Genomic DNA, 12,476 nt, shown 5'->3' with positions numbered 1-12,476 from the left:
CCATCCGTGATCAAGCGCGATAACGCTCATCTCCGTGTTCAAAATTGCCTGCTCGGTCGACCCACATCAGGCACTTTATCTACTATGGTTCCTAGTAGTTAAATGTCGAGGAAGCGGGTGTGGGTTCAGTGACGATCGCTCAGTGGCCGGTGAGACGGTGGTTGATTGCCGCGGCGGCCGGGCTCGCCGCAGCGCTGGTGGTCGGCGTGCCGACGGGGGTGGTGTCGACACCCTTCTACACCCGAATGACGCCGGTGCTGTGGTGGAACTACCCGGTCTGGCTGGCGACGGCGGTACTGAGCGGCCTGATCACCGCGACGTATGTGCGCAGCCTGGTGCCGTCGACGATCAGGTCGGCAGGCATTTGGGCCAATCTCGCCTCGGCGTTCGCCGTGGGCTGCCCGGTATGCAACAAACTGGTGGTGGCGCTGATCGGTGTCAGCGGAGCGCTGACGGTGTGGGCGCCGCTACAGCCGGTTCTCGCTTTCGCTTCCCTGGCTGTCCTGGGATGGGCGCTGTGGCGGCGACTGAGCGGTGAGCGCGCCTGCCCCCGGCCGTTGGCGGCGGGCGCTACCAGTTCGTGAAAGCCCTTGTGCCCTACCGCGCAGGCGTGCTGTCACACAGCCACTCGTCCTGGGCACGCTCCAGCCGCCGTTGCGCCGCGGATGCAGTGGTTCGCTGTCCACCCGCCGGCCCGCAGCGAATTCCACCAGCTGACCTGTGTAACTCAGATGGGGTGGCAGTGGGTCGGATTCGGTCGGCAGGGGACATGATCAAAGGCCGTCAACATCGTGAAACAAGGCCTGGCGCGGTCGATTCGCGACTCGCGGTGTCGCTGGGGCTGCGGATTCCGGTGAAATACGTAGTGCGGCAGTAATGTCGCCAGGGCGTAGAGAGGTGTTCGGCGTTGACGAATCTGCTCGTGCTGCTGGCGGTCGTTGCCGGCTCGGTTGCGGTGGTCCACGGGGCGGCGCGTGCGGTGCGGTCGGGGCCGATAGGCGTGGAGATGCCGTTCCTGTCGGGCGCGGCGGCGGTCGAGCATGCCGTATCGCGGTATCACGTGCGGTGGTACACGATCACGATGATCTTCCTGGCGTTCGACATGGAGATGGCGTTCATGTATCCGTGGGCGATCGTCGTCGCCGAGATCGGCGCCACCGCTGTGGCGGAGATGTTCGGCTTCCTCGCCGTACTCATGGTCGCCGTGCTCTATGCCTGGCGGGAGGGCGCGCTGCGATGGGTCTGAGCCGTTGGCTGCGGGCACGCGCGGCGATCACGCCACTGATAGTGACGGCTCCCGGTGGGACGGCAGCACGATTGGCTGTAGAGCGAATCGTGCGCGAGAACGGTTGGCGGCCAGCGGAAAGTCCGGCCGCCGCCGACCTGTTGGTGGTGGCGGGCATTGTCGATGACACGTTCGACGAGTACGTAGCGCGAGTCCACGGCGCGATGCCCGCACCGCGAATCCGGGTAGACGTCGCCGGTCCTCACCATGCGGCCGAGGTGCTCGCTACAGCCGTGGCGGCGCTGCACGCCGGGTCCGGCGACGACGGACCGAACCCGGTAATGCCGCCCGACGGCCACGAAACTGGCTCCCCTGCAGACAGTTCCGGAGATCACTCACACGACGGAATGGTCGGAGCGTCGGCATCTCCGAAGCAACCGGTCGACGATGGCGAGCGCGACAGCGGTTCGGGACATGGCAACAGACACGCTCAGCACGGCGACCAAGGGCACTTGCCCAGCGATTCCGAGCAATCCGGTCAGGAACTCGAGCACGCTCCCGAACACGACCACAGCGAGCACGAACGCCATCATGGCGGGCACCCGCCCAGGACGGCCGGACCCAGCGAAGTCATGCCCGCAGAACACAGGGAACATGCAATGGGGGAGCACGGCGGGCAGGAACATGGCCGCGCCGGGCACGAACAGAACGCTGCGGGGCCAGGCGCAGCCATGTCCGCGGAGCACGGCGAGCAAGCTGGGCACGGCATGGGGGCGATGGACGGGGAACCGTCCACAGGCGCGGGTCATGAACACGACATGTCCGGTCACGAGCATCACATGAGCGGTTCGCATGGGGGCCACGGCGGGCACGACATGGGGATGATGCTGCCCGGCGGGTTGGCGATGGCGGATCGGGAGCACGATCGCGATGGGCTGCAGCTCGATGTATTGACCGTGCCGCTGGGTCCGGCGACCGCGTGGTGGCCCGCTGGTCTCGTCGTCACGACTCGTTTGCAGGGCGATCTGGTTTCGGCCGCAACGGTTTCGGCGTTGCCGCCGACCGGTGATGGCGATCCGTTCTGGCTACTGCCCTGGTTGCGCGCGGGACGGGGTGAAGCGGTCACCGCGGGCGAGGCCGCGCGGTGGCTGGTGGCGCGGCGACTGGATTCGGCCGCGACCCTGCTCACTGTCGCAGGTTGGGCGGAGCCGTCGATGACGGCGCGGCGCTTGCGTGACGAGCTGCTCGCTGCCGGGCCGCGCGCCGGCCTCCGCTCGCGGCTGGATCGGTGGTCTCGGAAGGTCGGCGGATGCGCGGTGCTGCGGTGGTCGCTGCGGGATGTCGGGCGGGTTCCGTCAGGCTGCGTGGTGCCGCCGGGAGTGGCAGGAGATACCCACGATCGGCTGCTCGCGCTGCTCGCCGACCTGCGCGAGATTGATTTTGATGACGAAACTCCCTTGACCGCAGGCGAGTTCGCCGAGCTGCAGGCGGCGCGCGGGCGCTGGATCATCGATGCGCTGCCCGGTTTGCTGACCGGAACTCTGCTCTCGGAGGCGCGGCTGATCGTGGCCGGTCTCGATCCAGACATGGAATCGGTGTGGTGGGCGACGGCCACGGAGGCAGCGCATGGTTGAGACGGCCCCGTGGTGGTCGGCGGTGGCGCTGCCAGTCGTGGTTCTGGTGTTCGCAGGGGTAGTCGAGGCGGCAGAGGCGATGTTGCGTGCCCGGGTCGCCGGGTCGCCGGTATCGGCGGCGGTGATAATGCCGCTGCGGTCGGTCGCACTGCTGCTCGTCCAGCAGCGTCGCCGAGTGGTCGCCGCCGACGTCCTGTTGTGGCGTTCCGCCGGAATCGCATTGGCGGCGGCCGGTGTATTCGCTGCCGCGCTGGTGCCGGTCGGTGGCCGGGTAGTGCTGGATTCCGATGTCGGCCTGGCTTGGTTCAATGCCTTGGAAGTCATCGCCTGGGCGGCGGTGTGGCTGGCCGGGTGGAGCGCCAACTCGGCGTTCTCCCTGGTCGGTGGCTATCGCTTCGTCGCCCAGGGCTTGGCCTACGAACTGCCGCACATGTTCGCGCTGATCTGCGCGGCAGTGGGCGCGGGATCGCTGCGGATCGCCGATATCGTTGCCGCCCAGCAGGATCGGTGGTTCGTGGTGATCATGCCGGTGGCGTTCGTCGTCTATCTGCTGTCGGTTCCCGCGATGGCGTTCCGGCCACCGTTCGACACGGCGGCCGGAGCGGACATCGCTGGCGGTGTGCTCGCGGAATTGTCCGGTGTGGACCGGCTCGTGCTCGAGGTCGCGCGGCGGGTGCTGTTCGTGGCGGCGGCGGCGATGGCGGTGCCGCTTTTCCTCGGCGGAGGCGCGGGCCCGTGGCTGCCCAGCTGGGCGTGGTCACTGGTCAAGACGCTGGCTGTGCTCGCAGTGCTGGTGTGGGCGGGGCGGCGGTGGCCGTCAATCCGGATGTCGCGCTATATGGAGGTCGCCTGGATGGTGCTGCTGCCGCTGATTCTGCTTCAGGCTCTGGTGGTTTCGATCCTGATGGTGCGTTGAGGAGGCTTCGGGATGTGGTCGCAGGTGTTGTTCTGGATATGCGCGGTGGGCGCGGTCGCCACTGGAATCGCGGTGTTCCGAGTCGATTCGATGGCGCGCGCGACGTTTGCGCTGCTGGTGTCTTTCGTGTTCGCGGCGGGCACCGTGCTGCTGGTGAACCTGGCCTACCTCGGGGCGCTGGTGGTGCTGATGATGATCATGGAGATGGTCGTCATGGTGATCTTCATGATCATGTACATGATGAACCCGGCGGGGTTGATGCCGATGACCATGGTGCACAACCGCAAAGGAGCACTGGCGATCTCGGCCGCCGTGTTCGTCGCTCTGACGAGCATGGCACTGCTGGTGGACTGGCCGCACCGGCAGCAGTCTCGCCCAGCCGATCCGACGCGATTCCTCGGCGAGGCGCTGATGGGTTCGAAGATGCTGGTGATGATCATCGTGGGGCTGGTGCTGTTCGCCACCATTGTCTCCACGGTGGTGCTGGCCACGCACCGTGGTCGCTACGACCGCTACGGCGACCGGCTCGACCGGCGCGTCCCCGACGATCCCGTGGAAGGAGGCGTCGGCCGATGAACCTCCCCGAATTCCTGGTGCTCGCCGCCGCATTGTTCAGCGTCGGACTCTATGGCGTGCTGTCGCAACAGTCGATCGTGATGATCATGATGGGCCTGGAGTTGATGATCAACGCTGTCATCGTCGCAGCGGCCGCGTTCTGGTACTTCGCGTGGCCATCGGCCGATGCGCAGGTGCTGGTGCTCGTCGCGGTCACGGCGATGGCGGTCGAGATGGCGGCCGGTTTCGCGGTGACGACGGCGATCTTCCGTGCGCGAGACGTCGACACGGTTGACGCGGCCGCGGATCTGAAGGGCTGAGCCGGTGCTGCTGTGGGCAATGATCGCGGTGCCCGCCGTCGCCGGTGCGGCACTACTGGTCACGGGCCGCCGCGCCGACCGCCTGGCCCCGGCGGCCGCCATCGCCGTCGCGGTGGCAACCCTCGTGCTCGCCGTGCTGAACGCGGTGGGCCGAACCGTGGTATCGGCTCCGTTCCTGAACGGAGTTCCCGTCGCGCTGCGGGTAGACGGGCTGTCCGCGGTGATGATCGTGACGGTCGCCGGAATCGTTGTCGCAGTACTGGTTTTCGCGGCGGGAGATCTGGGCCCCGGCGAGCCACGGGCGCGCTTCCACGGACTCATGCTGATGTTCGCCGCGGCCATGCTGGTCACCGTCACCGCGCAGACGCTGCTGACCCTGCTCATGGCGTGGGAGTTGATGGGCGCGGCCTCCTACGCGCTGATCGGTTTCCACTGGCGTGACGAATACCGGGCCTCGTCCGGCCTGACAGCCTTCCTGACCACCCGCACCGGCGACCTCGGGATGTATCTGGCCGCAGGGGCGACCCTGGCCGGCGGCGCGGGGACGCTGGCGCTGGCCGACGTGGCGGGACTGGGCGGCGGCTGGCGCGACGCCGCAGCGGCCGGGATAGTGCTTGCGGCGCTGGGCAAGTCGGCGCAGCTGCCATTCAGCTTCTGGTTGTCACGGGCGATGGCGGGCCCGAGTCCGGTCTCCGCGCTCCTGCATTCGGCGACGATGGTGGCGGCCGGTGCGTATCTGCTCTTGCGGCTCGAGCCGCTGTTGGCGGTGACCGGGTGGGCAGGGCCGGTCACCGCGTGGATCGGAGCGGTCACCGCGATCACGCTGGGTGCGGTGGCGGTGTGCCAGAGCGATCTCAAACAGCTGCTGGCCGCCTCCACGTGCGCGCAGGTGGGTCTCATCGTGCTGGCGGCCGGTGCCGGGGGAGTGGCGGCCGGGACCGAGCATCTGGTCGCGCATGCTGTCGCCAAGAGCCTGCTCTTTCTCGGGGCGGGAGCTTGGCTGACGGCTCTGGGCACCAAGGACCTCGCCGGGCTTCGGGGCGCGGCACGCGCGTATCCCGTTGTCGGCGTGACATTTACGATCGGCGCGCTGAGCCTGGCCGGGGTGCCGCCGCTGGCTTTGTGGCCGAGCAAGGACGCGGTGCTCGCCGCCGCCCGGGAATCCTCCACCACCCTCTATCTCGCGGGCTTCGCGGCCGCAGTGCTCAGTGCTGTGTACGCCGGGCGGGCGCTGGTCCTGGTGTGGTCGCCGTCCGTACCTGATACCGAAAGTCATTGGGACACCGAGGGAACCGGCACCCGGCGGGTGAACGGTGCGCAGGTGCTCCCGTTGGCCGTCCTGGCGGTTTGTGCCGTGGCTGCCGGATCGGCGGCGCTGCCAGGCGTCCACGACGGATTCGTAGGGCTCGTCGATGCGGGGCCCGCGACCGCGACCAGTTGGTGGGAACTCGCGCTCGCCGGTGTCGTAGCGATCGTGGCCGTTGCCGTGGTGGCGGTGGTGGTCCGTCGTCGCGGCGACCTGCCCGCGCCCGCCGCGCTGCGGAACTGGCTCGGCCTGGAAGCGGCAGCGCACCGTCTACTGGTCGGACCGACCCTGCGGATCGCCCACGGCCTGGCGGTCTTCGACGATCGTGTGCTCGGCGACGGCGTGCGCGTCGCCGCGACCGCGACGCTGAAGCTGGCGCGTGGCGCGGACCGGTCGGTGGAACGCGCCATCGACGCCACTGTGCACGGAGTCGGCTCCGCCGCACGCGATCTCGGCCGCTGGGCGCGGCGGCCGGAGACCGGCCTGGTACATCAGTATTACGCGCAAGCCGTGGTCGGCATGATCCTGCTGGCGGCTGTGCTGCTGGCGCTGCGATGAATCCGGTTGGTGCGGTGTCGAAACCGCGACGACGAGAGACGAGGTGAACGTGCTCAGCATTCTGGTTTTCCTGCCGCTGGCGGCGGCCGCGGGCCTGCTGGCCGTGCCCCGCGCGAGCGACCGGATGGTCCGGTGGAGCTGGGTGGCGGTGAGCGCCGTCGAGGTCGTACTGGTCGCTGCGGTGTGGCTGCACTTTCGGCGGCACCCGCCCGCGAACGGGGGTTTCGCATTCGAGGTGCGGCGCAGGTGGATTCCGACCCTGGGCTCCGGATATCACATCGGTGTCGATGGATTGAGCCTGCCGTTGGTCGCGCTGACCACCGTGCTGTTCCTGGCGTGTGCGGTGTATTCGCTGCGGCAGACGCGGCGGGTCCGGTTGTTCGCGGCGCTGTTCCTGTTCCTCGAGAGCGTGTGCCTGGGCGTGTTCGTCTCGCTGGATCTGGTGCTGTTCTTCGTGTTCTTCGACCTGTCGATCGTCGGCATGTACTTCGTGATCAACGGGTGGGGGCACGCGCAGGCGCGGCGGGCGGCGCTGCAGTTCTTCCTCTATACGTTCATCGGGTCGCTGGCGTTGCTGGTCGGTTTCATCGTGCTGTATTTGGCCGCGGACCCGCACACCTTCGACATGGTCGAGCTGATTAAGGCGAACCCGCTGGCGGGCAACACCGCTCGCGGAGCGGTCGCGCTCGCCGCCATATTCGCGGGTCTGGCGATCAAGACCCCGACCGTGCCGTTCCACACCTGGCTGCCGCCCGCGCACACCGAAGCTCCCGCTGCGGGGTCGGCGATCCTCGCCGGGGTGCTGCTGAAGCTGGGCACCTACGGTTTCGTGCGGATCGCCATGCCGATGCTGCCGCAGTCGTGGCGGCGCTACGCGGTCGCGATTCTGGTGGTCGGTCTGGTCAGCGTGCTGTACGGCGCGCTGGTGGCGTTGGCGCAGAACAACTTCAAGCGGATGATCGCTTACACCTCGGTCAACCACATGGGCTATATCGTGCTCGCGCTCGGGGCGGCGGGTCTGGTCGCGGACAATTCGGAACAGGCCCGCACCCTGGCGATCACCGGCGCGGTGACGCAGATGGTGAGCCACGGGTTGATCACCGGTGCGCTGTTCCTGCTGGCCGGGGTGCTCTATGAGCGCCGCCATACCTACGACATGGACAGCTTCGGGGGACTGGCCGGTCCCGCGCCTGTGTTCGCCGCCGTCACGGCCGCCGCCATGTTCGCCTCGCTCGGGCTGCCCGGATTCTCCGGCTTCATCGCCGAATTCCAGATCTTCACAGGATCATTAGGACCCGCACCGGTATTCACCGCATTGGCCTTCCCCGGCATCCTGATCACCGCAGCCCTGCTGTTGCGCGCCTATCAACGGATGTTCCTGGGAACGCCACGCGGGGAGGGGTTCGCCGATCTGACCGTCCCCGAGGCAATTTCCACCATCCCGCTGATGGTGGGCGCGCTTGTGATCGGAATCTTTCCGCGCTTCCTGCTTGATGTGATCGAACCGGCGTCACGAGCGCTCGGCGTACTGGTGGAGCGCTGAGATGGGGAAGATGACCGACGAGATGATGGGTCGGGATCTGCTGGCTCTCGCGCCCGAGGCGGCGCTCGTGGTGGCGGCCGTCCTGGGACTGCTACTCGGATCCTTCCTGCCGCGCCGCCGGCAATGGGCGGTACGGCTGCTCGCCGCCGTCGGGGCCGTCACGGTCGTCGCGGCGACGGTTCCGGTCTGGAACCACATGGCGCGTACGCTCTTCGACGGTAGTTATGGAGTCGATGTCGCCACCAACACGGTGCGGATCGTGGTGGCCGGGGCGCTTCTGCTGCTGCTGGCCCTGTCCGTACCCGAAACCCGCAGGGCCGCACGAGAATCCGAATTCATAGTGTTACTGGTGCTGAGCGGGCTGGGGGCGATCCTGCTGGCCGGCGCGAACGATTTACTCGTGCTGATCGCCGCGTACCTGCTGGCCAGCATTCCGCTGTACGCACTCACCGGGTTCGGCAAGGATGCGCTCGGCACCGAAGCGACGCTCAAGTACTACCTGTTCGGCGCGCTGTTCGGCACGATCATGCTGTTCGGTGCAGTGATCGTGCTGGGCGTCGGAGGAGCCACCGCCTACTCGGCGCTGGGGCAGTCGGTCGCCGCCGCACCGCGGGCGGCGCTCGCCTTCGGCGCGATCGCGATTCTGGGTGGTCTGTTGTTCAAGGCCGGCGCGGTGCCGGTGCACTTCTGGGTGCCCGATGTCGCCCAGGGTGCTCGGCCCGTGGTGGCGGCCGTGGTGACCACCGTGCCCAAACTCGGTGCGGTCGTGGCGATCTACCGACTGAGCGCGCTGGTGCTGGAGCCGAGTGGCATGGACTGGCGTGTGCTGATAGCCGTGATCGCCGCTGCCACCATGACTTTGGGAAATTTCGGGGCGTTCTTTCAGCACGACGTGCGTCGACTGCTCGGCTATTCGACGATCAGCCAGGTGGGCTACCTGCTACTGGGCGTCGTTGCCGCGGGGCGCAGTCACCTTGCGCTGCAATCGGTTCTGCTGTATTTGGCGGCCTACGCGATCACCAACCTCGGGGCCTTCGCGGTCGTGTGTGCGCTGCCCCAGCTGCGCAGCGTCACCCACTACGCCGGTCTGCTGCGCCGGCGACCCGGGTTGGCGCTGGCACTGATCGTCTGCCTGTTCGGTCTGATCGGTACCCCGCCGACCGCCATCTTCGTCGGAAAACTGACCCTGTTCACCGCAGCCTTCGACGCGAACTACGGTTGGCTGGCCGTTCTTGCCGCAGTGAACTCGGTGGCCAGCGTCTTCTACTACCTGCGCTGGATCGTTCCGACACTGCGTGGCCGGTCCGAGGACGAGGCCGCAACAAACCCAGTTCTCAAGGTGCCCCGGGCCGCAGCCTATGTGGCGGCGATCGGATCGGTGGTCGTAGGCGTCCTCGCAGGGCCGATCATGAATGCCCTCGACGGTCCGCTCGCGCTGCCCTGACTTCCTGGCCGGCGGAGGCGGGCGATCCGGAGCATCCCGCCATCGGGCATAAAGGCATACTCTGTCGTGCCGCCACTGAGGGGTGCCCAGGACCGTCGTCCCTCGTACGAATCCGCAAGGAGGATAGAACAATACGGTTCGGTGTCAGCCTCCTCGCCTGCTACTTCGGCCTCCGCCGTTCTCGATCTCGATCACGACGCGGTCAACACGCTGATCCAGTCTTCAGCCGGGTCGCCGACCTGAAGGTGCGGTATCTGCCCTACGGCGAACTCCGCTCGAACCGCGAGGCCATCATGAGGTTCGGCACGAGCCTGCGCCCCACCGATCAGTTGGCGCGCGATCTGAGCTGACGCTTGCCGAACGAGTCGGCAACGGCATCACCCTCGGCGTGGGACCGAAAGGGATTTCTGACCGTCGCCAACGCGGGTGCAACCAGCAGCAGCGGCGCTACGGCGTGCGGATTACAGGTAGTGGGTAGTGAAGTCGCGCTGCTGCCGAGAGTGTGGTCGGCGGTGTGCGTAGCGCCGTCAGTCGCGGATCGAATCCGTCACGGACACACCGTGATCGATCAGCCACTGCATCGGATCGACCTTGTAGCCGGAGGTGTCGACGACCTCGAAATGGAGGTGGGGGCCAGTCGAAATTCCACGATTGCCTACCGTGGCGATCTGGTCTCCGGCTCGCACATGCTGACCCACCTGTACCAAGGTTTCGTTGATGTGGCCGTACACGCTCATCGACCCGTCGTCGTGCGCGATACGCACCCACATCCCGAACCCTTGCGCCGGACCGGAATCCACGACTGTGCCGTCTGCAACCGCCCGCACCGGTGTGCCGATCGCGTTCGCGATATCGAGCCCCGTGTGGAACGCACCCCAGCGGACGCCGAAATCGGAGGTAAGGGTTCCGGAGACCGGTGCCACGGTGCGTGGCTGTGCCGGTTGCGGGAGTACGGGCACGTTGAGCGCCCGCGTCGCCGCGTCCAGTGCTGCGGCCTGATTCGTAACGGCGGCGTCGAATGCTGCGCGCGCCTGGGCGATCTCGGGACCGCGTAGTAGCGCGTCCGCGGCAGCTGCCAGATTGGACAACGGATCCGACGGCGAGGCAGGCTGCTCCTCGGGCCCAGCGGCGTTAGAGGCGGGCGCGTTGACCGACAGCATGCCGCCGAACGTCAGCAGCGCACCCGCGACCAGGGCGCCGGCCACCACTTTGCGCTGTGGTTCGGAGGCTGCTGCGGCACGATGACGGCCGCGCGTCCGGTCACCGGCTACCAGTCGCTCGGGGGAGGGCGCGTTCCGAGGAGTTGTGTTCCGTCCCAAAGCGTGTCGTCCCATTGGCGCGTCCTCGATGTCGATCGTCCGGCGGACGGAAGACCGCCGGTCACGGTTAGCTCACCGTGAGGTAACGGAATGGTATCCGAGTTGCGGTGGAATTACTAGGCTGCTTAGTAGTTTATTGCGGGGAACCGGACTGGGCCGATCGACCGCAGCGTCGTGAATTCGGTGGCACCACTTCGTTCCGGATCGTGGCCGGCGTCGGCTGCGGAATTACCTGATCGGGGCGTTTCCTGGAGCGCCCCAACGGTTTCAGTGCACCGCGCTACCCTGCGTCCATTGATCCCACGGCAGGCTCCAGTCGCCGTTCTGCCACACCTCCAGCGGCGCACCGCCGGTGTTGCGCACCTCGACGACGTCTCCGGGCATGGAGAAATTGAAGAACCAGGTGGCGTTCTCGCTACTGAGATTCAGGCAGCCGTGCGAGACATCCTGGCTGCCTTGCGCCCAGACCGTGGAATCCAGTGCGTGCAAATAGATGCCGTCATTGCTGATGCGGGTTGCCCACCCGATGGCTTCCTTGTAGCCCAGCCGCGAATTGATCGGCAGGCCGTAGGTGGAGGAGTCCATGATTACTGGATTCGCCTTGTCCATCACGGTGTAGACACCGCGCTGGGTCCAGAACGTAATCGTCTTTCCCTCAATCGTTTCGCTGCCTCCCATACCCATCGAGGTGGGCATGGTGCGGATCAGTGTGCCGTTCTCGAAGACCTGGACCTGTTTGGTGTTGTCGTCGGCGATCGTGACATGCGAGGGGCCGATGGTGAAGCTGGTCTTGCTGTCGTCCTCGCCGAACAGTCCCGGGCCGAGTGCGGCGCCGTAGATGTTCGCCGCCACGGTCACCTTGGTGCCAGGCTTCCAGTACTCGCGCGGCCGCCAATGTGCGTTTCGGTTGTCGAGCCAGTACCACGCCCCATCAACCGGCGGATCGGCGGTCACGGACAGCCGTTTCTCGGCGGCGGCGCGGTCCGGGATGTCTTCGTCGAAGTGGGCGACTATCACCGTGCCGACCCCATAGGTGCCGCCGTCGCTTAGCGGCTGGCCACCGGTGGTCGTCAGGTACGCCTTGGTTTGATTGCGCGGTATGAGCGTGGAAAACGTCGAGGTGATCGGCCCGGTCGGCCCGGTCACCGCCGTCCCCTCGGCCTTCATTGTGTAAGTGCGCCCGTACCCCAACGGCTCGCTCGGCTTCCAGGAGGTCTTGTCAGGGGTGTAAATGCCGTCGATGACCTTGCCTTGCTCATTCGTCATCGTTACCGACGTGAGAACGCCGGTTTTGGTACTGACCTGCACCGGGGCCGACGGATCGATATTTTTGGCGTCTTGTCCCGGCGTCACTGATATCGCGTCGCCGGGTGTGGAGCCGCCCGAGGGTCCGGCCGGTGTGGGCGCGGACGAGCATGCGGTGATCGCCAGGGCCAAAGCGGCGAGCAAGACCAGCGCGGCGGTGGATCTGCGACGGCGACGAGACATGGGTATTCCCTCCTTGAATGCGCTGTGCGCCGCGCTGCAACACAGCCCTATTACTATCTAGCCTAGTAGTTTACTTCTCGGCGAGAGTGGCTCCGGTGGGCCGAAGCGCAGGTGCGAAGCCTGTGGCACCCACGCCGCCGCGTAGCTCACATCGATGAGTGTCATTCA

12 protein-coding genes are annotated in these 12,476 nt (G+C 66.9%); 9 read left to right on the top strand and 3 right to left on the bottom strand.

Annotated elements, in window-relative coordinates; translation table 11 throughout:
• The first annotated feature begins 119 nt into the window (after positions 1 to 119).
• Together OG716_RS24295 and OG716_RS24290 are read left to right on the top strand one after the other, a co-directional pair.
• The gene (locus OG716_RS24295; RefSeq protein ID WP_405133065.1) at positions 120 to 584 is read left to right on the top strand and encodes a hypothetical protein; all 465 of its coding nucleotides are present in this window, start codon (positions 120 to 122) and stop codon (positions 582 to 584) included.
• Between the two features lie 323 nt (positions 585 to 907).
• Positions 908 to 1,246: an NADH-quinone oxidoreductase subunit A gene (locus tag OG716_RS24290; RefSeq protein ID WP_405133064.1), complete on the top strand. Its 339-nt coding sequence runs from the start codon at positions 908 to 910 to the stop codon at positions 1,244 to 1,246.
• 374 nt (positions 1,247 to 1,620) lie between these two features.
• On the opposite strand, the gene OG716_RS24285 is transcribed toward OG716_RS24290, so the two are convergent.
• Positions 1,621 to 2,055: a hypothetical protein gene (locus OG716_RS24285; protein ID WP_405133063.1), complete on the bottom strand. Its 435-nt coding sequence runs from the start codon at positions 2,053 to 2,055 to the stop codon at positions 1,621 to 1,623.
• 9 nt (positions 2,056 to 2,064) lie between these two features.
• Here OG716_RS24285 and OG716_RS24280 point away from each other — a divergent pair, with 9 nt between their 5' ends.
• The 7 genes from OG716_RS24280 to OG716_RS24250 are packed head-to-tail and all read left to right on the top strand — an operon-like array spanning position 2,065 to position 9,501.
• Positions 2,065 to 2,859 carry a hypothetical protein gene (locus OG716_RS24280; protein ID WP_405133062.1) on the top strand — a complete coding sequence of 265 codons (795 nt, stop codon included), beginning with the start codon at positions 2,065 to 2,067 and terminating at the stop codon, positions 2,857 to 2,859.
• Positions 2,852 to 3,775, top strand: coding sequence for a complex I subunit 1 family protein (locus OG716_RS24275; protein WP_405133061.1), 924 nt, complete (start codon positions 2,852 to 2,854; stop codon positions 3,773 to 3,775). Before OG716_RS24280 ends, OG716_RS24275 begins: the two co-directional genes overlap by 8 nt.
• A 12-nt stretch (positions 3,776 to 3,787) precedes the next feature.
• The gene (locus tag OG716_RS24270; RefSeq protein WP_405133060.1) at positions 3,788 to 4,351 is read left to right on the top strand and encodes an NADH-quinone oxidoreductase subunit J; all 564 of its coding nucleotides are present in this window, start codon (positions 3,788 to 3,790) and stop codon (positions 4,349 to 4,351) included.
• The gene (gene nuoK, locus OG716_RS24265; protein ID WP_405133059.1) at positions 4,348 to 4,650 is read left to right on the top strand and encodes an NADH-quinone oxidoreductase subunit NuoK; all 303 of its coding nucleotides are present in this window, start codon (positions 4,348 to 4,350) and stop codon (positions 4,648 to 4,650) included. The genes OG716_RS24270 and nuoK overlap by 4 nt, the downstream gene beginning before the upstream one ends.
• A 4-nt stretch (positions 4,651 to 4,654) precedes the next feature.
• The gene (locus tag OG716_RS24260; protein WP_405133058.1) at positions 4,655 to 6,514 is read left to right on the top strand and encodes an NADH-quinone oxidoreductase subunit L; all 1,860 of its coding nucleotides are present in this window, start codon (positions 4,655 to 4,657) and stop codon (positions 6,512 to 6,514) included.
• Between the two features lie 49 nt (positions 6,515 to 6,563).
• Positions 6,564 to 8,057: a NuoM family protein gene (locus OG716_RS24255; protein WP_405139877.1), complete on the top strand. Its 1,494-nt coding sequence runs from the start codon at positions 6,564 to 6,566 to the stop codon at positions 8,055 to 8,057.
• 1 nt (position 8,058) lies between these two features.
• Positions 8,059 to 9,501, top strand: a complete 1,443-nt coding sequence (locus OG716_RS24250; protein WP_405133057.1) for an NADH-quinone oxidoreductase subunit N — start codon at positions 8,059 to 8,061, stop codon at positions 9,499 to 9,501.
• Between the two features lie 527 nt (positions 9,502 to 10,028).
• Here OG716_RS24250 and OG716_RS24245 read toward each other — a convergent pair.
• Positions 10,029 to 10,835, bottom strand: a complete 807-nt coding sequence (locus tag OG716_RS24245) for a M23 family metallopeptidase (protein ID WP_405133056.1) — start codon at positions 10,833 to 10,835, stop codon at positions 10,029 to 10,031.
• Between the two features lie 252 nt (positions 10,836 to 11,087).
• Positions 11,088 to 12,308, bottom strand: coding sequence for an Ig-like domain-containing protein (locus OG716_RS24240; RefSeq protein WP_405133055.1), 1,221 nt, complete (start codon positions 12,306 to 12,308; stop codon positions 11,088 to 11,090).
• Positions 12,309 to 12,476: the final 168 nt, after the last annotated feature.

It is taken from the genome of Nocardia sp. NBC_01388, from assembly GCF_045040085.1.
Classification (GTDB): domain Bacteria; phylum Actinomycetota; class Actinomycetes; order Mycobacteriales; family Mycobacteriaceae; genus Nocardia.
This window is presented reverse-complemented; position numbering and strand designations above follow the sequence as displayed.